Origin of the sequence: Sphingomonas sp. BGYR3 (genome assembly GCF_025153455.1) — a bacterium.
GTDB lineage: Bacteria > Pseudomonadota > Alphaproteobacteria > Sphingomonadales > Sphingomonadaceae > Sphingomonas.
This window is the reverse complement of the sequence record NZ_JANZNT010000001.1, coordinates 2,321,158-2,347,276: the sequence shown is the minus strand read 5'-3', so window position 1 is coordinate 2,347,276 and position 26,119 is coordinate 2,321,158. Positions and strand designations below refer to the sequence as shown.

Sequence of the window (26,119 nt, the reverse complement as noted above, 5' to 3'; positions counted from 1 at the left end):
AGGGGGAAATTAAGCGATCAGCCGCGCGGCATCTGCAGCGAGGCGTAGCAGGTAAAGCCGCTCGTCCCCTGTTGCAGGCGCCGGATATAGTTGGTGTAGGCGCGGCTTTGTTCATAGCTGGTGCCGGGCAGCGTGCTGCCGTTCAGCGCGCGCTTCACCTCCTCGCCCTTGAACGCGCGGCCCGGCGGGGCGAACGCGCCCTGGGTGCCGGGCGGGACGACCTTGCCGTCAGCGGCGATATACTGGCCCGCGCGGCCGGGATCGGGCACCGGAATCTCGCAGGTCGAGATGGAGGCCGTGGTCTGCGCCAGCGCCGGCCGGATGGAAACCACCGCCGATGCACCGACCGCGCCCAGCATCAATGCCCGGCGGCTGGTGCGCGCGCTGTCCTTGCCCGGGGTCGCGGGCGGCTGGGCTTCGGGCAGGTCGGCATGATCCATCATGCGCTTGTCCTGCCACAGCGCGGGTTGTGCAATGGTAAAAGAGGGTAAATCCCGGCCCGCGCGCTCCGAAATGTCCTGTTGCGGGCCATTGTCGGGGCCCGCGCCGCGCGATAGGGCATGGGCGATGAGCGCCGCCCTCGCCTCCCGCCTTGCCGTCGCCATCGTGCTGATCCTGATCGGCGCGCTGGGCATCGCCGCGCTTGGGGCGGACATCAACATCCTGGTCATTTCCGCCATTTCCGGCATCGCCGCCGTGCTGATCGCGCACGGCATGGGCGATGGCCTGAAACGCCGGGCCAAGGCAGAGGCGCTGAAAGCCGCGCCGCAGACGACCGGCATGGGCGAATTGTCGGAAGCGATTGCCGAACCCATCCTGCTGATCGCCGACAACCGGGTGGTCCATGCCAACAGCGCCGCCCGCGCGCTGCTCGGCACGCATATCCTGGGGCAGGACGCGCGCATCGCCATCCGGCATCCCGCCGCCGCCGAACGATTGCTGGCACGCAAGGACCCCGCGGGCGGCGCGCCGGTTCATCTGGTCGGCCTTGGCACCCGCGACCAGCGATGGGAATTGCGCACGCGGATGCTGTCATCGGGCCAGCGCATCGTCCACCTGATCGACCGGACCAGCAGCTATGCGACGGAGCGGGTGCGGGTCGATTTCGTCGCCAATGCCAGCCACGAACTGCGCACGCCGCTGGCATCGATCCTGGGTTTCATCGAAACGCTGGGCGACGAGGCGGGCGACGATCCCGAAACGCGCGCGCGGTTTTTGAAGGTGATGCATACCGAAGCGGTGCGGATGCAGCGGCTGATCGACGATCTGATGAGCCTCAGCCGGATCGAGGCGGAAAAATATCGGGAGCCAGACCAGCAGGTCGATCTGGCCGAACTGGCGGGCGAGGTGGTGGCATCGATCCGCTCGACTCACGATCCGCGCGCCGCGGACATTCAGCTGCAGATGGCCGATGTGCCCCCCGTGCGCGGCGACCGCGCCCAGTTGAGCCAGGTTTTGTACAACATCGTCGGCAATGCGATGAAATATGGCCGGCCCGAAACCCCGGTCCTGCTGACCCTGAAAAGCAGCGGGACGATGGCCGAACTGTCGGTGCGCGACCGGGGCGAAGGGGTGGCGCCGGAACATCTGCCGCGGCTGACCGAACGCTTCTATCGCGTGGATTCCGGCCGCAGCCGGGCCATGGGCGGCACGGGCCTGGGCCTCGCCATCGTCAAGCATATCGTCGAACGGCATCGCGGCCGGATGGACATCGCCAGCCAGGTCGGCGTCGGCACCACGGTCACGATCCTGCTGCCGATCGGGGGCGATGTCATCAATCCGTAACAGGATTGCAACACAGGCAGCCGGGTAAGGTGCTAGCGGGGCCGGGACAGGGGGCCAATTCCGCACCGCTGATGGAGATTTCTATGCTCGGCCGGCCGGTGCTGGTTGCGATCCTCGCGTTGATGACGACCGCCTGTGGCGGGCCGAGCGCGCGCGAGCAGATCAAGGTGGTGGGTTCGTCCACCGTCTATCCGTTCACGACGGCCGTTGCGGAGCGATTCGTCAACGCCGATCCCGGCCGCCGTGCGCCGGTGATCGAATCGACGGGCACGGGTGCAGGCTTCAACCTGTTCTGCGCCGGCGTCGGATCGCAATATCCCGACATCCAGAACGCATCGCGGCGGATCAAGAAAAGCGAGTTCGAACAGTGCGCCGGCAACGGCGTGCGCGACATGATCGAGGTTCAGGTCGGCGCGGACGGCCTGGCCATCGCCGAATCGGTCAATGGCCCGCGCATGACGCTGACCCGCGGCCAGCTGTATTCCGCGCTCGCCGCGAAGATAGACGGCAAGCCCAACCCGCACCGGTTCTGGGCGGACGTCGATCCTTCGCTGCCGCGCATTCCGATCAAGGTGCTCGGCCCGCCGACGACTAGCGGCACGCGCGATTCGTTCAACGAACTGATGATGGAGCCGGGCTGCGTCGCTGCCTTTCCCGACATGGAAAAGCTCAAGAAAAGCCCGGACAAGGATGCGTTCAAGAACGCCTGTGTCCGCATCCGCGACGATGGCGCCTATATCGATTCGGGCGAAAACGATAACCTCATCGTCCAGAAACTGGCCGCCGATCCCAACGCCATCGGCATTTTCGGCTACAGCTTTCTGGAAGCGAACCTGACGCGGGTGCGCGGCGTGCCGATCGACGGCATCGTTCCCACCTATGAAACGGTCGCCAACGCCAAATATCCGGGTGCGCGGCCCTTGTTCATCTATGTGAAGAAACAGCATATGCGCGCCGTTCCCGGCATGGCCGAATTCCTGGCCACCTATGTCCAGTCGTGGGAAGCCGATGGCCCGCTGGTGCGAAAGGGGATGATTGCCTCGCCCGCCCCGGTGCGCGCCGCCGCCGCCCGCGCCGTCGCCGAACAGACGGTCCTGACGCCGGAGGGGCTGAAGTGAACCCTGTCGTCCTGTTCTTTCTGGTCCTCGGCCTGGCGCTGATCGGCTGGCTGGTCGCGCGTGCCCGCGCCGCCGGGCTGGAGGGCGCAAATGGCCGTCGCCCCCATTCGCTGCCAGCCCAGCATGGCTGGTATGTCGCGATCTGGGTCGCGCTGCCCGCCCTTGCCTTTCTGGGGATCTGGGCCGCGATCATGCCCGCGCTGGTCGCCGATACGGTCACCGCGCATCCCGCCGCCGCCGCGCTGCCGACGCAAGGGTTCGAACGCGCCTCCATCCTGGCAGAGGCGCGCGCGCTGGCCACCGGCAATGCCTATGGCGCGTTCAACCCGCTGGCCGAAACGCTCGCCCCCATCTATGCCGCCGCCGCAGACCGTTATGGCTGGATCGGCACGGCCATCGCGCTGCTGCTCGCCTTTGCCGGCGGTGCCTATGCCTATACCCGCATCCGGGCGGATCTGCGTGCGCGCACCATGGTCGAACGGGTGGTGATGATGGTGCTGCTGATCGCATCGCTGATCGCGATCCTGACTACGCTTGGCATCTTCCTGTCGCTTTTGTTCGAAAGCGCGCGCTTCTTCGCGATCGTGCCGGTCACCGATTTCCTGTTCGGCACCCGCTGGAACCCGCAGGTGATCAGCGCGACCAACCCCGGCGAGACGCTGGGCGCGGTGCCGCTGTTCTGGGGCACCTTCTTCATCGGCGCGGTGATCGCCATGATCGTCGCCATCCCGTTCGGCCTGATGAGCGCCATCTACCTCACCCAATATGCCGCCCCGGCCGTGCGCAAGTGGATGAAGCCGATCCTGGAAATCCTGGCCGGCGTGCCGACGGTGGTTTACGGATATTTCGCCGCATTGACCGTCGGCCCGGCGATCCGCGACCTGGCTGTCACGCTGGGCTTTACCTATGCCAGCAGCGAAAGCGCGCTGGCGGCGGGCCTGGTGATGGGGATCATGATCATCCCGTTCGTGTCGTCCATGGCGGATGACAGCATTGCCGCCGTGCCGCGCGCCATGCGCGACGGATCGCTGGCAATGGGTGCGACGACCAGCGAGACGATCCGGCGCGTGCTGCTGCCCGCCGCGCTGCCCGGCGTCGTTGCCGGAATGCTCCTCGCCGTCAGCCGCGCGATCGGCGAAACGATGATCGTGGTGATGGCGGCCAGCGGCGCGGCCAACATCACGATCAATCCGTTCGACAGCGCCACCACGGTGACCAAGCAGATCGTCGACCTGCTGACCGGCGAGGCGGAATTTGACAGCCCCAAGACGCTGGCTGCCTTTGCCCTTGGCCTGACGCTGTTCCTTGTCACCTTCCTTCTCAACATCGTCGCGCTGCGCGTGGTGAAGAAATATCGGGAAGCTTATGAATAAGCCCGCGTCCATGGAACGGTCGCAGACCGACTGGCGCTCCGACGCGATGCGCCGCCGCATCGGTGCGCGCTATCGCGCCGAACGGCGGTTCCGCCTGCTCGGGCTGGGCGCAGTTGCGGTGTCCGCCGGGTTCCTTGCCTTTCTGCTCGTTTCCATGCTGTCCAGCGGCCTTGGCGGCTTCAACCGGACCGAAGTGGCGCTGCCGCTCGATCTGAAGGCGGCGGCGCTGGAAGTGACGCCGGAACAGCTCAATTCGCCGGGCGCCGATCTGGCGCTGGCCAGTGCCGGGCTGGCCGATACCGTGGAGGCGGCGGCGCTGGCGGCATTCGGGGAAACCCCCGTGCCGGTGGTGTCCGAATATAGCTGGCTGGCCGTGCGCGACGCGATCAAGGCCGACCCGGCGCTGATCAACCGGTCGGCGAAAATCGACGTGCCGGTGTCCAGCGAGATCGAGGAAGCGGTCAAAGGCGACGGCACGCCGGAGGCAGAGGCGATCGTTCAGCGCCTGACCGCGGCAGGCGCGCTCAATTCGGGCTTCAACTGGCAGTTCCTGACCGCATCGGATTCCACCGATCCCAGCGCGGTCGGCATCTGGGGCGCGCTGAAGGGATCGTTCCTGACGATGCTGGTGACGCTGGCGCTCGCCTTTCCCATCGGCGTGTTCTCGGCCGTGTATCTTGAGGAATATGCCCCCCGCAATCGCTGGACCGACCTGATCGAGGTGTCGATCAACAATCTGGCGGCGGTGCCATCGATCATCTTTGGCCTGCTGGGGCTGGCGGTGTTCCTCAATACGCTGAACCTGCCGCGATCCGCGCCCATCGTTGGCGGCCTGACGCTGGCGCTGATGATCATGCCGGTCATCGTCATTGCGGGCCGCAACGCGATCAAGGCGGTGCCCCCTTCGATCCGCGACGCCGCGCTCGGCATCGGCGCATCGCGTGTGCAGGTGGTGTTTCACCACGTCATCCCGCTGGCCCTGCCCGGCATCCTGACCGGGACGATCATCGGCATGGCCCGCGCCCTGGGCGAAACCGCCCCGCTGCTGATGATCGGGATGCGCGCGTTCATCGTCAGCGCGCCGGAGGGGATGGCCGATCCGGCCACCGTATTGCCGGTCCAGATCTTTCTGTGGTCCGATCAGGTCAGCCGCGGCTTCATTGAAAAGACCAGCGCGGCGATCATCGTGCTGCTGGTGTTCCTGCTCGCCATGAACGCGCTTGCCATCTATCTTCGCAACAGGTTCGAGACCCGCTGGTAATGACCGACACCCTTATCAACCCGGCGATCGCGCCGGCCACCGCGCCGATCAAGATGGCGGCGCGCGACGTCCATGTGCATTACGGGGCGACGCACGCGATCAAGGGCGTGTCGATCGGCATCGACATGGACAATGTGACCGCGTTCATCGGCCCGTCGGGCTGTGGCAAGTCCACGTTCCTGCGCACGCTGAACCGGATGAACGACACGGTCGCCAATGCGCGCGTCACCGGCGATATCACGCTGGACGGCGAGGATATCTATGCCTCGTCCATGGACGTGGTTCAGCTGCGCGCGCGGGTCGGCATGGTGTTTCAAAAGCCCAACCCGTTCCCCAAGTCGATCTTTGAAAATGTCGCCTATGGGCCGAAGATCCACGGGCTGGCGACCAGCAAGTCCGACCTTGCCGACATTGTCGAGCAGTCGCTGCGTCGCGCCGGCCTGTGGGACGAGGTGAAGGACCGCCTGAACGACAGCGGCACCGCCATGTCCGGCGGCCAGCAGCAGCGGCTGTGCATCGCGCGCGCCATCGCCGTCGATCCGGAAGTGATCCTGATGGACGAACCGTGCTCGGCGCTGGACCCCATCGCGACGGCGAAGATCGAGGAGCTGATCCACGAACTGCGCGGCCGTTACGCCATCGTGATCGTCACCCACAATATGCAGCAGGCGGCCCGCGTGTCGCAGCGCACGGCATTTTTCCACCTGGGCAACCTGGTCGAATATGGCGTGACGTCGGACATCTTCACCAATCCCCGCCAGGAGCGGACCAAGGATTACATCACCGGCCGCTACGGCTGAGTTCGGGAGTTTCAGGCGGCATGAGCGAACATACGGTCAAGGCATTCGATGAGGACATCGGCGAGCTGCGCGGCCTGATCGCGCAGATGGGCGGGATGGCCGAAAGCGCGATCGAGGCGGCGATGACCGCGCTGAAGCGGCACGACCTCAAAGCGGCGGCCGAGATCATCGAGGGCGACAAGGCGATCGACGCGCTGGAATTCGAGATCGAGCGGCTGGCCGTCCGGTTGATCGCCCTGCGTGCGCCGATGGCGGACGACCTGCGCGAAGTGGTCAGCGCGCTCAAGATCGCCAGCGTCCTGGAACGCGTCGGCGATTATGCCAAGAACATTGCCAAGCGCGTGGCCGTCATCAAGGACGGCGGCGACATGGCGCCGCTGTCTCTGCTGCCCGCCATGGCGACCATGGCGACCGACATGCTGCATGACGTGCTCGACGCCTTTGCCGCGCGCGATCCCGAAACGGCGGTCCGGGTGTGCGAACGCGACAATGCGGTCGATGATTTCTACAATTCCATCTTTCGCACCCTGGTCACCTTCATGGTCGAAAACCCGTCGACCATCGGTCAGGCGGCGCATCTGCTGTTCATTGCCAAGAATCTGGAGCGGGTGGGCGACCACGCGACCAATGTCGCGGAAATGGTCTATTACACTGCGACCGGCCACCACATGAGCGACCGGGATCAGGGCGAACCTGTTCCCGTCATCGGGAGCTGAACCCATGTCACGCGCAACGATGCTGCTGGTCGAGGATGATCCGGCACTGGCCGAGCTGCTCATCTATCATTTCAAGCGCGAGGATTTCGAGGTCAAGCATACGCCGGACGGCGAAGAGGCGCTGTTGCTGGCCAAGGAGGCATCGCCCGACATTGTGCTGCTCGACTGGATGGTCGAGGGGCTGTCGGGGATCGAGGTGTGCCGCCGCCTGCGCCGGATGAGCGAGACGGCCAATGTCCCGATCATCATGCTGACCGCGCGCGGCGAAGAAGAGGATCGGGTGCGCGGCCTGGAAACCGGGGCGGACGATTACGTCACCAAGCCCTTTTCCCCGCGGGAACTGGTCGCGCGGGTCGGCGCGGTGCTGCGCCGCGTGCGCCCGGCGCTGGCCGGGGAACAGCTGGTCTATGCCGACATCGAAATGGATACGGTCGGCCACAAGGTGCGCCGCGGCGGCGAAGTGGTGCCGCTGGGTCCCACCGAGTTTCGCCTGCTCAAGCATTTCCTGGAACATCCCGGCTGGGTGTTCAGCCGCGAACGGCTGCTCGATGCGGTCTGGGGCCATGACAGCGACATCGAAAGCCGCACCGTCGACGTCCATATCCGCCGCCTGCGCAAGGCGATCAATCAGGGCGACCGGCCGGACATCATCCGCACGGTCCGCTCCGCCGGCTATGCGCTGGATTCGGGGAACTGATCGCAGCGCCGACCTGCAACCGTTGACGCTGGCCGGTTGAGCCTGCACCAGTCCGTCCCAGGTTATTCGGGAGTGGATTAAATGGCGATCCGGTTCGATGGGCGCGTGGCGATCGTCACTGGCGCTGGCGGCGGGCTTGGCCGCGCCTATGCGCTGGAACTAGCCCGTCGCGGGGCGCGGGTCGTGGTCAACGATCTGGGCGGCGCACGCGACGGCACCGGACGATCCGATGCCGCCGATCGCGTGGTGGCGGAGATCGAGGCGCTGGGCGGCGAGGCGATGGCCGATGGCGGCAACGTCACCGATTTTGCCCAGATGGAGGCGATGGTCGCCCGCGCCGCCGAACGATGGGGCGGCGTCCACATCCTGATCAACAATGCCGGCGTGCTGCGCGACCGCAGCTTTGCCAAGATGAGCCCGGAAGATTTCGAGTTCGTCGTGCGCGTCCACCTGATCGGGTCGGCCAACGCGACCAAGGCGGTGTGGGACCGGATGCGCGATCAGGGATATGGCCGCATCCTGATGACCGCCAGCTCGACCGGCCTGTTCGGCAATTTCGGCCAGGCCAATTACGGCGCGGCCAAGCTGGGCCTCGCGGGGCTGACCAAGACGCTGTATCTGGAGGGCGCGAAATACAATGTCCGCGTCAACACGCTGGCCCCCGTTGCCGGCACGCGGATGACAGAGGACATTTTTCCCGAAGCCGCCTTTCACGCCTTTGCGCCAGAGGCCGTGGTGCCGGCCGCGCTCTATCTGGTCAGCGAGGATGCGCCGACCAACGCGATCGTCGGGGCGGGCGCGGGCGTATTCCAGGCCAGCTATGTCACGCTGACCCGCGGCGTCCACCTGACCGGCGATGCCCTGTCGCCAGAGGGCGTGGCAGAACATTGGGCGACGATCACCGACCGGACGGGCGAGATTGTGCCCCAGTCGGGCGGGGAGCAGGCCGGGCTGATCTTCAGCCAGCTCGGCTGAAGCCGCCGACCCGCCTAATTCTCGACCAGCTTCATCAGGCGGCGTTCGACCGGGGCCAGGACCAGCGCCAGTTCGTGCCCGCGCTTCAGCACCACGCCCTGTTCCCCGATCAGCGCCCACATCCCCTGCCGGTTGCGCAGCGCCGGACGCTTTTCGATCCGCAATTCAGGGTTTTCCGCCGTCCGGCGAAACGCGGCGAACATCGCCACGTCCCGTTCCAGCCGGATGGCATAATCGCGCCAGTGGCCCGCAGCGACCATCCGGCCATACAGGTCGAGGATCCGGCCCAGTTCCGCCCGGTCAAAGCCCACCTGTCCGGGGCGCGGCCCGCCCGGGGCGGGAAACGGCGTGACGGTTCCCATCAGGCGCGGTCGCGGCGCTCCACGGCATCGCGTTCGGCCATCAGTTCGTCCACGCGCCGACGCATCGCCTCAAGCTCGCAGCGCAGGATTTCCAGCTTCTGCGTCTGGGGATCGAACATCTCGCGGCACGGCGTGCCATAGGGCATGAACCCCTGCCCCGACTGGTAACTGGATGCGTCCATCAGCACGGGCTTGGCGGGAATGCCAACCATCGTCGCCCCGTCCGGCACATCCTTGGTCACCACGGCATTGGCCCCGATGCGCGCACCGCGCCCGACCGTGATCGGCCCCAGCACCTGCGCACCGGAACCGATGATCGCACCGTCCAGCAACGTCGGATGCCGTTTGCCGGCAATGCCATTGTCCGGGCTGGTCCCGCCCAGCGTCACGCACTGATAGATGGTGACATTGTCGCCGATCACCGCTGTTTCGCCGATCACGGTAAAGCCATGGTCGATGAAGAAGTGATGGCCGATCGTCGCGCCGGGATGAATATCGATCGCGGTCAGGAACCGGGACACGTGATTGACCGCGCGGGCCAGGAAGAACAGGCGCATCCGGAACAGGCGATGCGCAATCCGGTGGAACCCCAGCGCCCAGACGCCGGGGTACAGCAGGATCTCCGCCCGCGACCGCGGAGCCGGATCGCGCGCCTTGATCGAATCCAGATATCGTCCCAGGCGCCGGATCATCGGCCCGTCCCCTTGTTGCAAGCCGGCTATTTAGGGGGAAAACCCCGCGATTTCCAGTGGGACGGCGATGCAGCACCGGCAGGGGGGATAGTTCAGCCTTGCCGATGGAAACCCGATCAATCTTGTCGAATATGAAAAAGCCGTCATTGTGCGTGGCAATGTCTGGGGCAGCATAAGGTCCGCGCGTGGAGATTTTCGGGTTCGATCTTGCTGGGGTGCTGCCGTTCATCGCGATCGGTTTTGCAGCGCAGATCATCGATGGCGCACTGGGCATGGCGTTCGGCGTCATTTCATCGACGCTGATGGTCAGCGTGATGGGCGTGGCCCCCGCGCGCGCCTCTGCCGGCGTGCATCTGGTCGAAATGTTCACGACGGCCGCCTCGGGCATCAGCCATTTCTTCCACCGCAACATCGACTGGAAACTGTTTGCCCGGCTGGTCATTCCCGGCGTCATTGGCGGGGTTATCGGCGCGTATTTGTTGGCTGAAATGGGGGAAGGCGCCCGGCCGTTCGTCATGGCCTATCTCTCGGTGATCGGAATTTACCTGATCTTCCGCGCCTTTGGCATCCCGCCCAAGTCGAAAGAGCCCAAGCTGATCGCCCCGCTGGGCCTGATCGGCGGTTTCCTTGATGCGGCGGGCGGCGGCGGCTGGGGGCCGGTCGTCACCTCGAACCTGCTGATTCAGGGCAGCAATCCGCGCACGACCATCGGCACCGTCAACAGCGCCGAGTTCTTCCTGACCACGGCGGTGTCGATCACGTTCATCGCCCATCTGGGGTTCGAGGCGTTTACCCAGGCAACCATCGGCCTGCTGATCGGCGGCGTTATCGCTGCACCCTTTGGTGCACTGCTGGTCAAACGGATCCAGCCGCGCCTGCTGCTGGGCCTGGTCGGCACCGTCCTGACCCTGACCAGCGCCTACAGCATCTATCGCGCGCTGACCTGACCCCCCGCGCCGTCCGACATTCGGAAACGGCAAAGTCGGTACGGCAATGACATGAAGTCGCTCGATTGTGGGCTGCCGCTTTGATCGACACAGGCGATCAGGGGGAACGAGCATTCCGGTTTGAACGGCACTGCACAATACCTATATGCCGCAATGCAACACCCGTTCATCAACAGGAGGATTTCCATGGCCCTTATTGGCAGCCAGCTGAAGCCGTTCACCGCCACCGCGTTCAAGGAAGGCAAGTTCGTCGACGTGACCGACGCCGATGTGCGCGGCAAGTGGGCTGTTTTCTTCTTCTATCCGGCCGACTTCACCTTCGTCTGCCCGACCGAGCTGGAAGATCTGGCGGACGTCTATCCGACGCTGCAGAAGATGGGCGTCGAGGTGTATTCGGTGTCCACCGACACGCATTTCAGCCACAAGGCATGGCATGAAACCTCGCCGGCGATCAGCAAGATCACCTATTACATGCTGGGCGATCAGAACCATGTGCTGGCCAAGAATTTCGACGTGCTGCGCGACAGCGGCCTTGCCGATCGCGGCACCTTCGTCGTCGATCCGGAAGGCGTGATCCAGCTCGTTGAAATCACCAGCGAAGGCGTCGGCCGCAATGCGCAGGAACTGCTGCGCAAGATCAAGGCGGCGCAGTATGTTGCGGCGCACCCCGGCGAAGTCTGCCCGGCCAAGTGGGAAGAGGGTGAAAAGACCCTGGCTCCGTCGCTGGACCTGGTCGGCAAGATCTAAGGCCGCATCCAGGGCCACGTCTGAATAGCGCCCGCCATCTCCCCCCTCCCCTGGCGGGCGTAACGCGGCCCGGAGCGATCCTCCCCTCCCTTCGCTCCGGGCCGTTCGTTTTTTGATCAACAGGAGTGTTTCATGCTCGACGCGCATCTGAAGCAGCAGCTCGAAGGCTATCTGGTCCATATCCGCGAACCGATCGAACTCGTCGCCAGCCTTGGCGAGGATGCCAAATCGCTTGAGCTGGAAGGGCTGCTGAACGAAATCGCCGGCCTGTCCGGCAAGATCTCCGTCGTCCGCAAGGATGACGACAAGCGCAAGCCCAGCTTCATGATCCGGCGCGTCGGCACCGACATCGGCGTCCGCTTTGCCGGCATCCCGATGGGGCATGAGTTCACCTCGCTGGTGCTGGCGCTGCTTCAGGTCGGCGGCCATCCGTCAAAGGCGGCGCAGGACGTGATCGAGGCGGTGAAGGGCCTGGAGGGCGAGCTTCACTTCGAAACCTATTTCTCGCTGTCCTGTCAGAATTGCCCGGATGTGGTGCAGGCGCTCAACCTGATGGCGGTGCTCAACCCCCGGATCAGCCACGTCGCCATCGACGGTGCGCTGTTCAAGGAAGAGGTGGATGCGCGTCAGGTGCTGGCGGTGCCGATGGTGTTCCTGAACGGGCAGCAGTTCGGCTCGGGCCGGATGGAGCTGGAGCAGATCGTTGCCAAGCTCGACACCGGCGCAGAGGCAAAGGCCGCGGAAAAGCTGAATGCCAAGGATGCGTTTGACGTGCTGATCGTCGGCGGCGGCCCGGCGGGCGCTGCTTCGGCCATCTATACCGCGCGCAAGGGCCTGCGGGTCGGCGTTGCTGCCGAACGGTTCGGCGGCCAGGTGCTCGACACCATGGGGATCGAGAACTTCATCTCGGTGTCCTATACCGAAGGGCCGAAGCTCGCCGCGCAGATGGAGGCACAGGTCCGCGAAAACGACGTGGACGTGATGAACCTTCAGCGCGCGGACAAGCTGATCCCCGCCACGCACGAAGGCGGCCTGCACGAGGTTGTGCTGGCCAATGGCGGGCGCCTGCGGGCAAAGACGGTGATCCTGTCCACCGGCGCGCGCTGGCGCCAGATGGGCGTACCCGGCGAAGAAGAGTTCAAGAACAAGGGCGTGGCCTATTGCCCGCATTGCGACGGCCCGCTGTTCAAGGGCAAGCGCGTGGCAGTGATTGGCGGCGGCAATTCCGGCGTGGAAGCGGCAATCGACCTGGCCGGCATCGTCGCTCACGTCACGCTGATCGAATATGACAGCCAGCTGCGCGCCGACGCGGTGCTTCAGCGCAAGCTGGGCAGCCTGTCGAACGTCAAGGTCATCACCTCGGCGATGACGACCCGCGTCAATGGTACCGACAAGGTCACGGGCCTGACGTACAAGGATCGCAATTCGGGCGAGGAGCACGATATCGAGCTGGAAGGGATTTTCGTCCAGATCGGCCTGGTGCCCAACACCGAATGGCTGAAGGACACCGTCGCACTGACCCCGCGCGGCGAGATCGAGATCGACGCGCATGGCGCAACGAGCCAGCCGGGCATCTTTGCGGCGGGCGATTGCACCACCGTGCCGTACAAGCAGATCGTGGTTGCGGTCGGTGCCGGATCGACCGCGGGTCTGGCCGCGTTCGACTATCTGATCCGCCTGCCCGCCGAAGTCATAGAGGCTCAGGCAGCCTGATCCGAAACGACGGATCCGCAACGATTTTGAAAACCCCTTCCTGGCCGGGCCGGGAAGGGGTTTAATTATCGCCTTGCTCACTTATATCGTCCAAAATCATCGGTTGGGACGATCAATGGCCGCGACCTATCTGCCGACACTGAAACAGCTGCAATATCTCGTCGCCCTCCGCGATACCGGCCATTTCGGGCGGGCCGCGGAAAGCTGTTTCGTCACGCAATCCACTCTTTCGGCCGGCATCCGCGAGCTTGAAACGCTGATCGGCGTGGTGCTGGTGGAACGGACGCGGCGTGTCGTCCGCTTCACGCCGCTCGGCGAAGGGATCGTGGCAAAGGCGCGCGTCGTTCTGCGCGAGGCGGACGAGCTGGCCGACATGGCGCGCGCCGCCGGCCAGCCGCTGTCGGGCGAAATGCGGATGAGCGTCATTCCCACCATCGCGCCATTCATGCTGCCGCGCATCCTGCCCCGGCTGCGCGCCGATTACCCGGATCTCAAGCTCTATCTGCGCGAAGAGCCAAGCGCCGCTGCCTGTGAAGGGCTGCATCATGGCCGCACCGATTGCGTGCTGCTCGCCCTGCCCTATGCGTGCGGCGATGTGGAAATCGAACCGCTGTTCGATGACCGTCTGTTCGTTGCCTATCCAGGCGACGATCATGCGCCGCCGCCCGGGCCAGTGGTTTCCGAAGACATTGACGAGACCCGGCTGCTGCTGCTGGAGGACGGGCATTGTCTGAAGGATCACGCCTTATCGGCGTGCAACAATCCCGAATTGCGCGGCCAGGCGACGATGCTCGGCACCTCACTCCACACGATCGTTCAGATGGTGGACAACGGCCTTGGCGTCACCATGCTGCCGGAAATGGCCATTGATGCCGGGATATTGACGCATACGCGCATTGTCGCGCGCCCTCTGCTCACCGACAAAGCAGTGCGGAACGTCGCATTGGTCTGGAGAAAGGCGAGCCCGCGTGAACGCGATTTCCGGTTGCTTGCCAAGGTTTTGAGCGACGCCCAACGCTGATCCTGCAATGAGTCCCCCGAACTGCGCCAAATGATCGTCCGATGGTGACTTGGAACCCGATTGGATGCTCAAGCGTAATGTTATCCGGCGCAGCGATGCGCCCAGAATTTCGGACAACCGATTTGGAGAGTTCCATGCGTAGTCTTTCTGTCATCGCCAAGCTGGCCGCCGTCAGCGCCTTTGCCCTGACCGCCGCCGCTGCCAATGCGCAGCAGGCCGAACCGCAGGCCCCTGCCCAGACCGAGGCACCTGCCCCCACCACCACGGCCGATCCGGCCACCACGACCACGGCTCCGGCCGACACGACGACGCAGACGGCTCAGCCCGCGGCTCCGGCCACGGCGGACGCTGCGGCGCCCGGCGGCACGATCGTCGATGCGGCCGTCGCCACGCCGACGCTGAGCACGCTGGTAACGGCGGTGCAGGCCGCCGGGCTGGCCGATACGCTGAAGGGCCCTGGCCCGTTCACGGTGTTCGCGCCAACCAACGAAGCCTTTGGCCGTCTTGCCCCCGGCACGGTCGACACGCTGCTGAAGCCGGAGAATAAGGCAACGCTGACCGGTCTGCTGACCTATCACGTCGTCGCCGGTGAGCTGGATTCGGCCAAGCTGGTCGAGCAGTTGAAGGCCAATAACGGGAGCGTCACGCTGACCACCGTTGCCGGCCAGCCGCTGACCGCGACGCTCGAAAACAACGCCATCATCCTGACGGATGCGAACGGCAACAAGAGCTACGTGACCCAGTATGACGTGAAGCAGGCCAATGGCGTGGTTCATGTCGTCAATGGCGTGCTGATCCCCAAGCAGGAAGCGCAGGCGGCACAGGCGCCGGCGGCTCAGCCGTCGACTGAGGCGGCGGACGCCACTGCCCCGGCTCAGGACGGCGCAACCCGCTGATCCGACCTTAACTGAATGGCTGCGGCCGGCGCCTCGTGCGTCGGCCGTTGCTATTTCTGGTTGGTGCCAACCGGACGGGGTGTCTGCTCGGCTTTGTGCGCCAGCCCTTAACGCCAACGGTCCGCCGCTTCGTGGTCGCTGTCCCGTGCCGCCACCCAGCGGACGTCTTCGCCGCGCGTCTCCCGTTTCCAGAACGGGGCATCCGTCTTCAACCGGTCGATCAGAAACGCACAGGCGGCAAGCGCGTCGGCCCGGTGCGGAGCAGCCGTCACCACCATGACCACCGCATCGCCCGGGCGCATCGCGCCCACACGATGGACCAGCAGCGCGCCGGTCAGCCGCCAGCGGGCGGCGGCATCCACGCACAATCCATGCAACGCCCGCTCGGTCATGCCGGGATAATGCTCCAGCATCAGCTCGGTCACGCCATCATCGGCGCGGACCAGCCCGGTGAACGTTGCCACGGCGCCAACCCCGTCCAGCGCCGCGGCGCGGTTCAGCATCGCGGCTATGTCGATGGGCGTCTGCTCGATCCGCGCCTCGATCATCCGCCGGTCACCGGGGGAAAGAATGCGATTTCCCGCGCCGCACCGATCGCCGCGTCGAACGGCACGAACTGCTGATCGATCGCCGCGCGCAGTCGCGTGGGCTCGGCAAAGGCGGTGCGGTGCCCTGCGCTGTGCCCGGCAAGCCATGCCGCCAGCGCCTCGATGGTGACAATGTCATCGGGCAGGGTCACCGCCTCCTCACCGCTGCCGATCGCCTCGCGCACCCAGGCGAAATACAGCAGGGTAACCGTGCGGGTCATGCCGTTCAGCTATCCATGTGCGTCAATCCGACGCGCAGATAATCCCACCCCGTCACCAGCGTCAGCAACGCCGCAATCCACAGGGTCGGCAGGCCGATCCAGTCGGCCAGCCACACGATATCGCTGAGGATCAGCGCACCCAGCGCGATCAGCTGCAGCGCCGTTTTCCACTTGGCCAGTTTGGAAACCGGCACCGATACCTGCAACCCGCCCAGGAATTCGCGCAGGCCCGAAACGGTAATCTCGCGCACCAGGATGATCAGCGCGGGGATGATGTGCACCCCGTCGATGACCCCCTTGGCACACAGCATCAGCAGCACGGCGGCCACCATGATCTTGTCGGCGATCGGATCCAGGAAAATGCCCAGTTTCGATACCGTGCCCTGTGCCCGCGCCAGATATCCATCCAGATAATCCGTCGCCCCGATCACACAGTATAACAGGAACGCGGCGACATAGCCCGCTTCCCAGCCCGGCCACCACAGCAGCGCCACCAGCAACGGCACCCCCAGGATGCGGGACAGCGTCAGGATGTTGGGCAGCGTCAACATGGGTGCTTTCCCTACGGCGTGCCCGGCGACAGGGCAACGGCCCAGCGCAAGCGATCGACAACCGCGATCCGGGATTGATGGTGCGCCGCAATCGGGGCTATGCCCCACCCCTGTTGCTTAACCCCGGCTGGATCGCATCTGCCCATGACCAATGCCTTTGGCCTGCTGCGCCAGCGCCGCTTCCTTCCGCTGTTCGTCACGCAGTTTCTCGGCGCCTATAACGACAATCTGTTCAAGACGGCGATGGTGCTGTTCGCCACCTATCAGATTTTCAACAATCCCGAGGTGGAGTTTCAATTCAACGCGCTGGCGACCGGTTTTGGCATTCTGCCCTTTTTCCTGCTGTCCGCACTGGCCGGTCAGCTGGCCGACACGACCGACAAGGCGCGGATCATCCGCATCGTCAAAACTGCCGAAATCGGGCTGATGCTGTTCGGTGGAGCGGGCATGCTGATCGCCAATGCCGGGTATCACAGTGCAGGCATCGTCATGATGCTGGCCGCCGTCCTCGGCCTCGGCGTTCACTCGACCTTTTTCGGGCCGATCAAATACGCGATCCTGCCTCAGCATCTTGAGGATGATGAGGTTCTGGGCGGCACCGGCCTGGTGGAGGCGGCGACCTATCTGTCGATCCTGATGGGCACGGTAACCGCGGGTTTTGTTGCCAAGCATATCGAACTGGCCGCCGGCCTTGTCCTGATTGTCGCGCTGATCGGCTGGTTCACCGGTCGCATGGTGCCGCCGGCCCCCCGTGTCGGGCCAAAGCTGAAACTGAACTATAACCCTGTCACCGCATCCTGGCGGCTGATCTCGGCGACGATGCACATTCCCCGGCTGTTCCTCGCCATCTGCGCGATCAGCTTTTTCTGGACGATCGGCTCGGTGCTGATCATCATTTTCACGCCGCTGGTGAAGAATGTGCTGACCAGCGATGAACAGGTGGCCAGCCTGACCATCGCAGTGTTTTCGATTGGCGTCGCGGTTGGATCAGTGATCATCAACGCGCTGCTTAAGGGGCACGTGTCGGCCCGCTATTCTCCGATCTCGGTTATTGTGATGGCAGCCATCATCGTGATCTTCTCGGTAGAGGTGCGGATGTGGGTGCCCGCACCCGCCGGGACGCTCTATTCGGTTGCCGAGTTCGCAACCCAGGGTCAGGGATGGATGATCATGGGCACGCTGCTGGCCATCGCCGTGTTCGGGGGGATGTTCGTCGTACCCCTCTATGCCTTTCTCACCACGACCGTGACCAAGGATCAGACGGCGCGCACGGTTGCGGCGAACAACGTCGTCAATGCCGGCGCAATGACCGTGGGCGCGCTGTTCGTCATGGGGCTGACCGGGCTTGGCATCTCATCGGAAGATATGCTGCTGGTCGTGGCCGGCATGTGCCTCATCTCGGCATGGCTGGCCTATCGCCTGCACCGGGTTTGCCAGATGGAAGATGCGGCCGCCTGCTGACGCCGTCCGTTACAGGAACAGCGTATAAAAGCAGACGAAGAACGCTGTGAAGCTCAGCGCGAACAGTTTGATGTCGCTGTCATCGGGATTGGCGATCTTGGGCTTGGGCAGGTTCAGCTGGCGACGAAAACCGTTGGGTGCGGCGGGCTCGATGCGGTGAATGCTCATGGCACATGTTAACGCGCCGTTGACCATTGCGCTCCATTCAAAAGCGCGCGCCCGCGTCCGGGAACGGGACAGGCGCTTGACCTGAACCTTCGGTGGGCCGGGCGTCAAGCGCACTGCGCCATGACCTTGGGTCAGTTCAGGCCGCCGATGCCCTGATGCGATGCTGTCCATCATCCGCAACGCCAGCCGGCGGGCCGGCCTGGTACCGAGGGGGAAACGGGGCAGGACGGATGCCGCCTCTGCCCTGCAACGCTTCCGGTATGTTCGGATGTCGTGGTCGGGAACCCAGCAAGCCCGCGTTCCCCGGCCTGCCAGCGGCTGGCATATCCCTGACGCTACATCGGCCAGCAGGTGCCGCCTCGAACGCCCCTGCCGCGCGCAAAAGAAAAGGGGGCCGGTTTCCCGACCCCCGATCCTTGTTCGTCCGTTACCGGTCGATCAGTTGCCCGAACCCGGACCGTAGGTGACTTCCACCCGGCGGTTCTGCAGTTCGCGGACACCGTCGGCGGTGTCGACGCGCGGACGGCTTTCACCGAACGCTTCCGTCGAAATCGCGCCTTCGCCGATGCCACGGCCCGACAGGTAAGCCTTCACCGCGTCAGCGCGACGCTGCGACAGACCCACATTGTACTTGGCCGAACCCGACTTGTCGGCGTGACCAGCCAGCATCACCTGCGCGTTGCCGCACGACTGATAGTTGGTGATCGCGTTGTCCAGGATGCTCGCGGCTTCCGGCGTGATATCCGACTTATCCCAGTCGAAGAACACGATGTACGGCCCCGGGGTGCAGACCACTGCCGGCGGAGGCGGCGGAGGCGGCGGCGGGGGCGGCGGAGGCGGCGGGGGAGGCGGCGGCGGGGGCGGCGGCGGCGGCGGCGGCGTCGGCGCACCGAAGTTGAAGGTCAGGCCACCCAGCAGCGAGTGCGAGCGGAACCGGCCTTCGAACTGACGACCCTGAATGTCCGAGTAGGACACGTTGTCGGCGTTGAAGAAACGATACTTCAGCGACACATCGACATTATCGCTGAGCGGGGCGCGCACACCGGCCAGGGCCTGCCATGCGAACACCGTGTCGGAGTTGTCGAGGAACGCACCGTTCTCGTTCAGGCGATTGTCGCTCGCCTTGACGCGGGCAACACCGGCACCACCACCGATAAAGCCCTGAACGGCATCGTCAGCACCGAAGTCCAGCAGCGCATTGGCCATGAAGCTCAGCGCGCTCGTGCGGCCGCCCAGGCTGTAGCTGCCAGCCGGCGCGTTGAACACCGCACCCGCCGCGTTGAACGCCGGGGTGGTGGTCGACGAGGTGAACTCGTCGGCAGTCGCGCTGCGATAGCTGACTTCGGTTTCCAGACGGACCGGACCGAAGTCGTAACCGACCGTGGCACCAGCGTCGTAACCATAGTCGCTATCAACGGTAGCGGTGGCACCGTTGCCGGTTGCGATGTCATAGTCGATGTCTTCGACGATCATCGCGCCGCCTTCCACGCCCACATACCACGCTTTGTCGCGTGCAAGGGCGGGAGTGGCCAGCGCGGTTGATGCAAGCGCCAATGTGACGGCAAGCTTCCGCATTGTAATCCCCTTTCATGGTTGTCCTACGGACAGCGCAAACCCTCTACTCCGCTGTAAGTTTCCGTGCAAGCGAACAAATATGCGGTGTGTTGCGCGAAAGACACATTATTCCGCGGAACCAATCATGCCGTATGTGCGTGCCGCGGCCAGCAAATTGGTGATCGCAGCGCGCGCTTCATGATCGATCACCGTGCCACCGACCGGGTTCGAAATGGCCGGCTGGCGGTCGCCCGTCACCCGGTTCCCCGCCTCGTCGATCACGTGACCGCGCCATTGTCCGGCCTCCCATCCTGCCGCGCCCAGCCGGATGACCTGTGCGGCTGCACGATCCCATAACGCCATGCCGGGCACCGGGTCGACAAAGCGCCATCCGCCCCCGCTCCAGAAGGCGATCCGCCCGGCCTGCCCGGTCCAGTCCCCGTTCGCAGATGCAGCAACGATCCACCCCGCTCCGGGCGCGGGATCATCAACCGGCGGCGCACCTGCACTGCCCTCGACAATTCCGGCAATCAGGAAATCGGCAATGATCAGCGCCTCGTTATGCGTCATCTCCTTCTGTGCCTGGCCCGGGTGGAGCATCGGCATGGCCCAGCGGGGGGTTTGGTCGTCGCTCATCCTTCATCTCCCATCGTGTCGATCCTGCCGCCGGTCATGAAAGGGCAAGGGACATCGGCGTCGACGCCGCCAGGTCGCCGATCTGGCGGATCTCGATGTGCCAGGGCCGGGGCCGGCCGTCGGTACCCAATCTCAGTTCCGGCACCCCCGTGTCGTGAACACTGGTCGCGCCAACCGAATCGCGGATGGTCACGCGGTATCGCTCTGCCGATTCGCCAAGCGGCGCATCGATCGCGTCGATCCAGTTCCACCCCGTCCGGCTGCGCCTGGTCCAGCGAATCACGATGTCGCCATCCGCGCCGGTGCTGACGATCGCGCGCACCGGTGACGGCGGCCGCACGGACCGACCGTCGATCGCCACCCTTTCCCGCACCAGGTCGGGATCGCCCACGCCCTGGGCTGCAACATCGATGTCGCTGCCGATCGCACCGGGCGTCAGGTCGATGACGGCGAGTGCATCGGCTTCGATCAGGCAGAAGGGTTCATCGGCCACATGGTTTGCCATCGCCCATTCCGTGCCGCGCCGTCCGCGCAACAGGCCGGTGAGCCGCCACCGCCCCGCGCCCAGCGGATCAGCGCGCATGAACTGGATCAGCTCATCCCCGATCAGGGCCAGGTTCTCCCCGCGGTCCACTGACGCTATGTCTGCATCGCGCACCATGTCGCCGGGGCGGGTCAGCGCGACGATCACCGCGCTCCGCCAATCGATCAACAGGGGGCACGCCGGCCCCGGCGGCACGACCGCCCGCCCGATCACCGCTGCCCGCGCGCTGCCGCCGAATGGCTGCCACGCCCCGCCCGGTGCCGCGGTCATCAGCGCCGCGGATCGCCACCCCGCCTCCGTCCCCGACGCTGCGATGGCCAGCCTTGGCACGCCGGTGCCGCTGCCCTGATCCAGCGGTAGTTCGAACGCCGCGATCACGGTCGGCCCATGGACCTGGTCGTCGTCGGGATGCACCCGTCCGGGATCGGCGAGGGGCAGAGGCACCGCGGCAGCATCGGCAATCCGGACCAGTTCGACGCGCCGCCCGCTCCGCTCGATCGTCACCGCCGCCGCCCGCCACAGCCCGGCTTCGCCCGACAGGCGCACCCGGTCGCCGGGGTTCAGCGTCAATGCATCCGCCGTCACCCCGATCCAACGCCGCTCGCGCTCGGCCATCGCCCGGTCCATCGCCGCCTCGGCCAGCGCCAGCGCCGCGTCCGCCCCGATGGCGGCCGGCATGGCGATGCGGCGTTCCGATTTGCCAGCGCCCGGCCGCGCTGCCCGCTGTACCCCTGTCTGATAATCGCGCGCTGGATCGTAATGGGCGATGGTCACCGCACCCGGCATCCGGTCGGCGGGCGTCATGCTCCGCCGGCCCGGCGATCCCGCCCCCGCCGCGCGCCAGCCATGGTCGGTCAGCATCCGCTCCCCGCCGTCGCCCTTGCCCGCACACAGGATCAGCCTGCCGTCCCCCTCGCGCCACCAGCCACCGGTGATCGCCGCGATCTCTCCCGCTGCCTCGGCAATGCTCGCGCCCTCGACCGCCAGGCCGCCCAGCGCCGAACCGGCACCTTCCGCCCCCAGCCGGTGGGACAGCGCGGCCAGCACCGCGCCCGTCGCTACCGGCTCCGGATCGGCAATCACTTCAAAGGTCAGCGACGGGATGCGGTTGCCGAATTCGCTGAGGTCCAGTTGCTCGAACACCGCATAGCCATGGCCTCGCCACGCCGGGGCCTGCGCCGCCCCTTCCGCTGCGGCGATCAGGGGGTCGGGCATCTGGTCCGCATCGCCTTGATACAGCCGGAATCCCGTCCGCACCTTCCAATCGCCCGCCGCGCCCCGGATCAGCCGCCCGTCCGCCCAGACCCGGCCGATCCCGCTGATCGCCCGCGCCGACAACAGCACAGCAAAGGAGGCGCTGTAGCTATATTGCGTCACGCGCGGCCCGCCCTTGCCGCCGCCCGATGTGCTGCGGTTCTCGATCAGGTCGCTGGCCCAGATCACGGTGCCTGCCACACGCATCGTCCCGAACAGGCGCGGGATCGGCGTGCCGTAACTGGAAGTCTGGATTTTAAGGTCATTGAGCCGTGGCCCCTCCCGCCGCCGCCCGGGCAACAGGCTGCGGTCCGCCGCCTGCCCCAGCGCCGCGCCGATCGCACCGCCCACCGGCCCGCCGATCGCCGTGCCCAGTGCCGTCAGCACCAATGTCGCCATGCCCTATCCCTCCCCCTTGATCCGCCACCGCGCCAGCACGGGCCAGGGCAGCGGCCCCGGCCGCTCGACCACCCGGCCCAGCCCCGCATCGGCATGAACGATCCCGCCCGAACCGTTGGCGATTCCCAGATGCAGCTGCCCGGCGGCGGGCCTGAGCAGCACGATCTCGCCCGCGGCGCCCGTGCCCGCCATCAGGTCCGCGGCCGCCGCCCACCCTGCTGCCCGCATCGGATCATCCATGCGAAGCGCATAACCCCTTGGCCCCACGTCCGGCCGCGCGATCGCCAGCGCGACCAGCCCCACGCAATCCAGCCCCGTCGCCGGATCGCGGCCATGCAGCCGGAACCGCACGCCGATCAGCGCGCGGGCACGGCCCAGCACCTCCTCCATCACCTATCCCCCCGGATATCGGGTCAGCAGGTCCATGCCCGGCAGATGCGGCTCGCCCTGAAAGTTCACGGCATTGCCAAACCGTCCGGCACAGGTCGCCAGCCGCCGGTCACACCCCTCGATCAGTTCCACCAGCGCGCCTGCAACCGGGTATCGCGGCGGGCTCCACGGGGTGACCCCGCCCGCATCCGATCCCGCCAGCGGCAGATCGATGCCGCTATTGCCGCCGCTGATCCAGCGCAGCCTCCCTTGGGCAAACCGGCCCGGCGCGCCCAGTGGCCGATCCATCGCCAACCGGCCATCGGCCATGCTCGTCACCCGCGCGATCATCCGCCGCCCGGCCATCGGCACCCGGCACCGCCGGTCGCCCAGGGTCGCCCTGCATCCCGCGCTCGTCGCCTCGACCACCGGCTGGTTCAGCGCCGCCGCAACACCGTTCAGCTCCGCCGAAAATCCGCCCGCGCCGGTGTCGATCGCCCCGATCGTCCCCTCGCCCTGCGGCCATTGCGTGCCCTCCGGATCGGTCCAGTCCACCGCGAACAGGCGCACCCGCGCCCCGTCCCACCGCCCGGCGATCAGCGCCTCAGCCTCGATCGCCGCATGGCTCAGCGCGCCGGAAACGCTCATCCCCTCCCCGTCAAGCTCGGCGCGCCGCTCGATCGCGCCCGGCACCATCCCCGGCGCCGCGCGATAGGTCAGCCCGTCGATGAAAAGGTCGCGGTCATGCCCGGTCAGGCCGATGGCCACCCCGTCCCGCCGCTCGATCCGCCAGCACCAGGCCAGCGTGGTCAGCGCATCCTCCAGCCCCGCCATGGCTTATGCCTCGCGCAGTTCGATCATCGGCACGCTGGGTGCCACGCCCGCCCGGAATGTCGCCCGACTGACGCTCAGCCGGTCCTCGGCAAAGCGGACCGGCACATCGAACGCGAACCCGGCCGTCACCCCGGCCCCCTCTAGCGGCGGCGCATCCAGCACCACCCAGCCGCCCGGCTCGACCGTGAACGCCGCCGTCTCGGCCCCCGCCACCGCCACCCGCACGCTGCCCGCCACCGGCCGGGTGATCCGCCGCGCAACATCGCCATACCGCTTGACCAGCGCGAACCGCAGCGTCTGGCCATCGCCCGTCCCGATCTGCACATCCATCGGCCCCGCCACATCACCCGTGCCGGTCCGCCAATCGAACGGATCGCTCAGCCGAAACCCCCGCGCCGGCCCCATCCGCGCGCGATAGAATTCCAGCAGCATCGCAATGTCCGCCTCGCTGCGGACCCCCGGCCCCACATCGTACCGCGTCCGCGCCGATGCCCAGTTGGCATTGCGCTGCTCATGTCCGCTGCTGCTTTCCAGCACCTCGGTCGAATGTTCCGGGCTCACCTCCACTTCGCGCCCCAGCGCAATCGGAAAGCGCACATCGTCGAACGGCACCATCGCACCCTCCCCCTCGCCAAAATGGATGAACCCGTCGCGCATCACCTGGGGCAGCGCCCAGACGAACGTCTCCGCCACCCCCCGCGCCCGCGCCGCCTCTGCCGCCGCGTCGATTGCCGCCCATTGGCGCTCGTCCTCCGGCCGCAGTACGAACCCGCTGAAATAATGCTGGCGGTCGGCGGGATAGTTCAGCCGCACCTCTGCAGCCGCCACGCCCCGCCGGGTCAGCGCGGTATTGCCCGTCGCCGCCCAGTCATAATCCTCAAGCTGCAGCACATCGAACGCCGGGCTGGCACAGCCGAGCGGCAGGTTCGCCCGCTTCAGTTCCGGCGCCAGCGGATCGAGCACCTGCGGCAGATAGGCGAGCAGCAACAGCTCGGCCTCCCCCGCCGCCGCATCGCGCACCGCCACCCCCAGCGCCGCCGTGCTCGCCGCCAGCATCGCCCCCGCCTGATCCAGCAGCGCCACCTGCGCCGCGTTCAACGGCCCGCGCACCGTTGCGATCTCCGGCGGGTCACCCCCGAACGCCGCCCGCGCTGCATCGTCGTACAGGCACGGCCGCCCGTCGCCGGGAAACACCCACCACCATGGCTCGCCGATCTGAAAGCGGACCGGCATCCCGGCCTCGACCGCAATGGCCACAAACGCCCGCGCCACCGCATGCAGATACGCCATTGCGCCGGAATTAGCCGGCGACAGCAAGGTTGATGGCGGCACCCATCCGGTCAGTGCCGGGCTGCCATCCCATGTCCGCTGCTTCCATTCGGCCGGGCAATAGGCGTCAAACAATTCGTAACTCAGCGACCAGATGACGCTGTACCCCAGCGCTTTGGCCCGGCGCGCGAAATCCCGATGCCAGCCCATGCACGGCCCGTTGACCGCCCCGCCCGCCAGGCTCGCCTGAAACCCGCTGTCCGCCGCCAACAGCCGCGGATAATGGCTCATCCCCACATAATGGACGATGCTGCCGCGATAACCGAGGTGCAGGGCATTGCGCAGCACCCGCTCCGGCGTCAGGTTGTAGCTGTCGTCATATCCGGAACAGATGCTCAGCCCATGTTCCGGCACCATCGCCTCGCCAATGGCCAGCACCGCGCCCGATCCCTCGCAGCTTATGTCCGACAGCTCCGCCCAGCCCTCGACCGGCTCGGGCAGATCGCCGCCAGCCTCCGCATATCCCGGCGGGACCAGCGACACGAACATCCGGTCGACATCGCCCGCGAACACCGGGTCCGCCTCGTCCGGCAACAGGAACCCGCCGTTCAGCGCGGCAAAATCCAGCGTCACCCGCGCATCCTCCGGCGCGCCCTCGGCATAATTCCACAGTCGCACATACCAGGCACGGGCCACGCCGGCCGCATCCCGCCCCTCGATGGTCAGCACCGGGCCGTTGACCGCATCCAGCGGGATCAGCCCGCCCGACCGCCAGCGGAACGACAGCACGCACCGGCGGAAATCCCGCGCCGTCTCATATGCCAGCAACGGATGGTCGAACCGGTCCTCCGCCGCCCAGATCAGCCCGGCCAGGTCGCTGCGGCGATAGAACGCGCAATCGACCCGCAACGCATCCCACGCCGTCGTCGTCACCGCCGCCATCATCGGCCGCGGAAAATTGACGGTCCAATAGGCCGGATCGAATCGCGTCAGCACGCCTTCGGCCTGCACGGTCCGCCCGCGCATCAACCAATGCCCCATGATGATGATGTCCTCTAAAGCCCCTCCCCTTCAGGGGAGGGGTTGGGGTGGGGCAGAGGTGCAGGAACCACCCGCCTCTATCCCCAACATCCCTCTCCCCTCACGGGGGTTCGTGGTCGTCCATGGTG

At 66.1% G+C, this 26,119-nt stretch carries 27 protein-coding genes; 14 read left to right on the top strand and 13 right to left on the bottom strand.

Translation table 11 applies throughout. From position 1 onward, the window contains the following. Nucleotides 1–17: 17 nt before the first annotated feature. Nucleotides 18–359: a hypothetical protein gene (locus NYR55_RS11115; protein ID WP_260021646.1), complete on the bottom strand. Its 342-nt coding sequence runs from the start codon at nucleotides 357–359 to the stop codon at nucleotides 18–20. Nucleotides 360–567: 208 nt separating this feature from the next. Here NYR55_RS11115 and NYR55_RS11110 point away from each other — a divergent pair, with 208 nt between their 5' ends. From NYR55_RS11110 to NYR55_RS11075, 8 genes are all read left to right on the top strand, one after another. Continuing rightward, nucleotides 568–1,785, top strand: a complete 1,218-nt coding sequence (locus tag NYR55_RS11110) for an ATP-binding protein (protein WP_260021372.1) — start codon at nucleotides 568–570, stop codon at nucleotides 1,783–1,785. A gap of 122 nt (nucleotides 1,786–1,907) precedes the next feature. Beyond that, nucleotides 1,908–2,903 (top strand): substrate-binding domain-containing protein, encoded by a 996-nt coding sequence (locus NYR55_RS11105; RefSeq protein WP_260021644.1) that lies wholly within the window; start codon nucleotides 1,908–1,910, stop codon nucleotides 2,901–2,903. Beyond that, on the top strand, nucleotides 2,900–4,276 hold the full coding sequence (pstC, locus tag NYR55_RS11100; RefSeq protein ID WP_260021371.1) for a phosphate ABC transporter permease subunit PstC: 1,377 nt from the start codon (nucleotides 2,900–2,902) through the stop codon (nucleotides 4,274–4,276). The genes NYR55_RS11105 and pstC overlap by 4 nt, the downstream gene beginning before the upstream one ends. Next, nucleotides 4,269–5,537, top strand: coding sequence for a phosphate ABC transporter permease PstA (gene pstA / locus NYR55_RS11095; protein WP_260021370.1), 1,269 nt, complete (start codon nucleotides 4,269–4,271; stop codon nucleotides 5,535–5,537). The genes pstC and pstA overlap by 8 nt, the downstream gene beginning before the upstream one ends. Then, the gene (pstB, locus tag NYR55_RS11090) at nucleotides 5,537–6,337 is read left to right on the top strand and encodes a phosphate ABC transporter ATP-binding protein PstB (RefSeq protein WP_260021369.1); all 801 of its coding nucleotides are present in this window, start codon (nucleotides 5,537–5,539) and stop codon (nucleotides 6,335–6,337) included. The genes pstA and pstB overlap by 1 nt, the downstream gene beginning before the upstream one ends. 20 nt (nucleotides 6,338–6,357) lie before the next feature. Next, nucleotides 6,358–7,053, top strand: a complete 696-nt coding sequence (phoU, locus tag NYR55_RS11085) for a phosphate signaling complex protein PhoU (RefSeq protein WP_260021368.1) — start codon at nucleotides 6,358–6,360, stop codon at nucleotides 7,051–7,053. A 4-nt stretch (nucleotides 7,054–7,057) separates the two neighbouring features. Continuing rightward, on the top strand, nucleotides 7,058–7,750 hold the full coding sequence (gene phoB, locus NYR55_RS11080) for a phosphate regulon transcriptional regulator PhoB (protein ID WP_260021367.1): 693 nt from the start codon (nucleotides 7,058–7,060) through the stop codon (nucleotides 7,748–7,750). Nucleotides 7,751–7,831: 81 nt separating this feature from the next. Then, the gene (locus NYR55_RS11075) at nucleotides 7,832–8,725 is read left to right on the top strand and encodes an SDR family NAD(P)-dependent oxidoreductase (RefSeq protein ID WP_260021366.1); all 894 of its coding nucleotides are present in this window, start codon (nucleotides 7,832–7,834) and stop codon (nucleotides 8,723–8,725) included. Between the two features lie 14 nt (nucleotides 8,726–8,739). On the opposite strand, the gene NYR55_RS11070 is transcribed toward NYR55_RS11075, so the two are convergent. Both NYR55_RS11070 and epsC read right to left on the bottom strand, forming a co-directional pair. After that, complete coding sequence (locus NYR55_RS11070; protein WP_260021364.1) at nucleotides 8,740–9,087, bottom strand: DUF2794 domain-containing protein; 348 nt, start codon at nucleotides 9,085–9,087, stop codon at nucleotides 8,740–8,742. Beyond that, on the bottom strand, nucleotides 9,087–9,779 hold the full coding sequence (epsC, locus tag NYR55_RS11065; RefSeq protein ID WP_260021362.1) for a serine O-acetyltransferase EpsC: 693 nt from the start codon (nucleotides 9,777–9,779) through the stop codon (nucleotides 9,087–9,089). Before epsC ends, NYR55_RS11070 begins: the two co-directional genes overlap by 1 nt. Before the next feature lie 185 nt (nucleotides 9,780–9,964). On the opposite strand from epsC, the gene NYR55_RS11060 reads away from it, so the two are divergent. From NYR55_RS11060 to NYR55_RS11040, 5 genes are all read left to right on the top strand, one after another. Further along, on the top strand, nucleotides 9,965–10,726 hold the full coding sequence (locus tag NYR55_RS11060) for a sulfite exporter TauE/SafE family protein (protein WP_260021360.1): 762 nt from the start codon (nucleotides 9,965–9,967) through the stop codon (nucleotides 10,724–10,726). Nucleotides 10,727–10,912: 186 nt separating this feature from the next. Beyond that, complete coding sequence (ahpC, locus tag NYR55_RS11055) at nucleotides 10,913–11,473, top strand: alkyl hydroperoxide reductase subunit C (RefSeq protein WP_260021359.1); 561 nt, start codon at nucleotides 10,913–10,915, stop codon at nucleotides 11,471–11,473. A 132-nt stretch (nucleotides 11,474–11,605) separates the two neighbouring features. Continuing rightward, nucleotides 11,606–13,186, top strand: a complete 1,581-nt coding sequence (gene ahpF, locus NYR55_RS11050) for an alkyl hydroperoxide reductase subunit F (protein WP_260021358.1) — start codon at nucleotides 11,606–11,608, stop codon at nucleotides 13,184–13,186. A gap of 115 nt (nucleotides 13,187–13,301) precedes the next feature. Further along, nucleotides 13,302–14,207 (top strand): hydrogen peroxide-inducible genes activator, encoded by a 906-nt coding sequence (locus NYR55_RS11045; RefSeq protein WP_260021357.1) that lies wholly within the window; start codon nucleotides 13,302–13,304, stop codon nucleotides 14,205–14,207. 134 nt (nucleotides 14,208–14,341) lie between these two features. Further along, nucleotides 14,342–15,103: a fasciclin domain-containing protein gene (locus NYR55_RS11040; RefSeq protein WP_260021356.1), complete on the top strand. Its 762-nt coding sequence runs from the start codon at nucleotides 14,342–14,344 to the stop codon at nucleotides 15,101–15,103. Between the two features lie 107 nt (nucleotides 15,104–15,210). Here NYR55_RS11040 and NYR55_RS11035 read toward each other — a convergent pair whose 3' ends face one another. Genes NYR55_RS11035 through pgsA form a run of 3 tightly spaced genes read right to left on the bottom strand, consistent with a single transcriptional unit; the run spans nucleotide 15,211 to nucleotide 16,462 of the window. Continuing rightward, nucleotides 15,211–15,651: a molybdenum cofactor biosynthesis protein MoaE gene (locus NYR55_RS11035; RefSeq protein ID WP_260021355.1), complete on the bottom strand. Its 441-nt coding sequence runs from the start codon at nucleotides 15,649–15,651 to the stop codon at nucleotides 15,211–15,213. Beyond that, the gene (moaD, locus tag NYR55_RS11030; protein WP_260021354.1) at nucleotides 15,648–15,911 is read right to left on the bottom strand and encodes a molybdopterin converting factor subunit 1; all 264 of its coding nucleotides are present in this window, start codon (nucleotides 15,909–15,911) and stop codon (nucleotides 15,648–15,650) included. The genes NYR55_RS11035 and moaD overlap by 4 nt, the downstream gene beginning before the upstream one ends. A gap of 5 nt (nucleotides 15,912–15,916) precedes the next feature. Continuing rightward, nucleotides 15,917–16,462 (bottom strand): CDP-diacylglycerol--glycerol-3-phosphate 3-phosphatidyltransferase, encoded by a 546-nt coding sequence (gene pgsA, locus NYR55_RS11025; protein WP_260021353.1) that lies wholly within the window; start codon nucleotides 16,460–16,462, stop codon nucleotides 15,917–15,919. A gap of 144 nt (nucleotides 16,463–16,606) precedes the next feature. Between pgsA and NYR55_RS11020 the strand changes: the two genes are divergently transcribed. Beyond that, nucleotides 16,607–17,923: an MFS transporter gene (locus NYR55_RS11020; RefSeq protein WP_260021352.1), complete on the top strand. Its 1,317-nt coding sequence runs from the start codon at nucleotides 16,607–16,609 to the stop codon at nucleotides 17,921–17,923. A 9-nt stretch (nucleotides 17,924–17,932) separates the two neighbouring features. On the opposite strand, the gene NYR55_RS11015 is transcribed toward NYR55_RS11020, so the two are convergent. The 7 genes from NYR55_RS11015 to NYR55_RS10985 form a co-directional block, all read right to left on the bottom strand. Then, nucleotides 17,933–18,265: a hypothetical protein gene (locus tag NYR55_RS11015; protein WP_260021351.1), complete on the bottom strand. Its 333-nt coding sequence runs from the start codon at nucleotides 18,263–18,265 to the stop codon at nucleotides 17,933–17,935. A gap of 264 nt (nucleotides 18,266–18,529) precedes the next feature. Beyond that, entirely contained in the window at nucleotides 18,530–19,666 is a 1,137-nt protein-coding gene (locus NYR55_RS11010) for an OmpA family protein (protein ID WP_260021350.1), read from the bottom strand. A gap of 105 nt (nucleotides 19,667–19,771) precedes the next feature. Continuing rightward, nucleotides 19,772–20,281 (bottom strand): DUF2793 domain-containing protein, encoded by a 510-nt coding sequence (locus NYR55_RS11005; RefSeq protein ID WP_260021349.1) that lies wholly within the window; start codon nucleotides 20,279–20,281, stop codon nucleotides 19,772–19,774. 34 nt (nucleotides 20,282–20,315) lie between these two features. Further along, nucleotides 20,316–22,478, bottom strand: a complete 2,163-nt coding sequence (locus tag NYR55_RS11000) for a phage tail protein (protein WP_260021348.1) — start codon at nucleotides 22,476–22,478, stop codon at nucleotides 20,316–20,318. 3 nt (nucleotides 22,479–22,481) lie between these two features. Further along, a complete protein-coding gene (locus NYR55_RS10995; RefSeq protein ID WP_260021347.1) occupies nucleotides 22,482–22,868 on the bottom strand; it encodes a peptidoglycan endopeptidase in 387 nt (128 codons plus the stop codon). A 3-nt stretch (nucleotides 22,869–22,871) separates the two neighbouring features. Beyond that, on the bottom strand, nucleotides 22,872–23,681 hold the full coding sequence (locus NYR55_RS10990; protein ID WP_260021346.1) for a DUF2163 domain-containing protein: 810 nt from the start codon (nucleotides 23,679–23,681) through the stop codon (nucleotides 22,872–22,874). A 3-nt stretch (nucleotides 23,682–23,684) separates the two neighbouring features. Next, a complete protein-coding gene (locus NYR55_RS10985; RefSeq protein ID WP_260021345.1) occupies nucleotides 23,685–25,991 on the bottom strand; it encodes a DUF2460 domain-containing protein in 2,307 nt (768 codons plus the stop codon). Between the last annotated feature and the right edge of the window lie 128 nt (nucleotides 25,992–26,119).

Coding starts and splice junctions, on each gene's coding strand:
- NYR55_RS11115 (WP_260021646.1), bottom strand. CDS start 359: ATGCTGGGCGCGGTCGGTGCATCGGCGGTGGTTTCCATCCGGCCGGCG.
- NYR55_RS11110 (WP_260021372.1), top strand. CDS start 568: ATGAGCGCCGCCCTCGCCTCCCGCCTTGCCGTCGCCATCGTGCTGATC.
- NYR55_RS11105 (WP_260021644.1), top strand. CDS start 1,908: ATGACGACCGCCTGTGGCGGGCCGAGCGCGCGCGAGCAGATCAAGGTG.
- pstA (WP_260021370.1), top strand. CDS start 4,269: ATGAATAAGCCCGCGTCCATGGAACGGTCGCAGACCGACTGGCGCTCC.
- pstB (WP_260021369.1), top strand. CDS start 5,537: ATGACCGACACCCTTATCAACCCGGCGATCGCGCCGGCCACCGCGCCG.
- phoU (WP_260021368.1), top strand. CDS start 6,358: ATGAGCGAACATACGGTCAAGGCATTCGATGAGGACATCGGCGAGCTG.
- phoB (WP_260021367.1), top strand. CDS start 7,058: ATGTCACGCGCAACGATGCTGCTGGTCGAGGATGATCCGGCACTGGCC.
- NYR55_RS11075 (WP_260021366.1), top strand. CDS start 7,832: ATGGCGATCCGGTTCGATGGGCGCGTGGCGATCGTCACTGGCGCTGGC.
- NYR55_RS11070 (WP_260021364.1), bottom strand. CDS start 9,087: ATGGGAACCGTCACGCCGTTTCCCGCCCCGGGCGGGCCGCGCCCCGGA.
- epsC (WP_260021362.1), bottom strand. CDS start 9,779: ATGATCCGGCGCCTGGGACGATATCTGGATTCGATCAAGGCGCGCGAT.
- ahpC (WP_260021359.1), top strand. CDS start 10,913: ATGGCCCTTATTGGCAGCCAGCTGAAGCCGTTCACCGCCACCGCGTTC.
- ahpF (WP_260021358.1), top strand. CDS start 11,606: ATGCTCGACGCGCATCTGAAGCAGCAGCTCGAAGGCTATCTGGTCCAT.
- NYR55_RS11045 (WP_260021357.1), top strand. CDS start 13,302: ATGGCCGCGACCTATCTGCCGACACTGAAACAGCTGCAATATCTCGTC.
- NYR55_RS11040 (WP_260021356.1), top strand. CDS start 14,342: ATGCGTAGTCTTTCTGTCATCGCCAAGCTGGCCGCCGTCAGCGCCTTT.
- NYR55_RS11035 (WP_260021355.1), bottom strand. CDS start 15,651: ATGATCGAGGCGCGGATCGAGCAGACGCCCATCGACATAGCCGCGATG.
- moaD (WP_260021354.1), bottom strand. CDS start 15,911: ATGACCCGCACGGTTACCCTGCTGTATTTCGCCTGGGTGCGCGAGGCG.
- pgsA (WP_260021353.1), bottom strand. CDS start 16,462: ATGTTGACGCTGCCCAACATCCTGACGCTGTCCCGCATCCTGGGGGTG.
- NYR55_RS11020 (WP_260021352.1), top strand. CDS start 16,607: ATGACCAATGCCTTTGGCCTGCTGCGCCAGCGCCGCTTCCTTCCGCTG.
- NYR55_RS11015 (WP_260021351.1), bottom strand. CDS start 18,265: ATGATGGACAGCATCGCATCAGGGCATCGGCGGCCTGAACTGACCCAA.
- NYR55_RS11010 (WP_260021350.1), bottom strand. CDS start 19,666: ATGCGGAAGCTTGCCGTCACATTGGCGCTTGCATCAACCGCGCTGGCC.
- NYR55_RS11005 (WP_260021349.1), bottom strand. CDS start 20,281: ATGAGCGACGACCAAACCCCCCGCTGGGCCATGCCGATGCTCCACCCG.
- NYR55_RS11000 (WP_260021348.1), bottom strand. CDS start 22,478: ATGGCGACATTGGTGCTGACGGCACTGGGCACGGCGATCGGCGGGCCG.
- NYR55_RS10995 (WP_260021347.1), bottom strand. CDS start 22,868: ATGGAGGAGGTGCTGGGCCGTGCCCGCGCGCTGATCGGCGTGCGGTTC.
- NYR55_RS10990 (WP_260021346.1), bottom strand. CDS start 23,681: ATGGCGGGGCTGGAGGATGCGCTGACCACGCTGGCCTGGTGCTGGCGG.
- NYR55_RS10985 (WP_260021345.1), bottom strand. CDS start 25,991: ATGGGGCATTGGTTGATGCGCGGGCGGACCGTGCAGGCCGAAGGCGTG.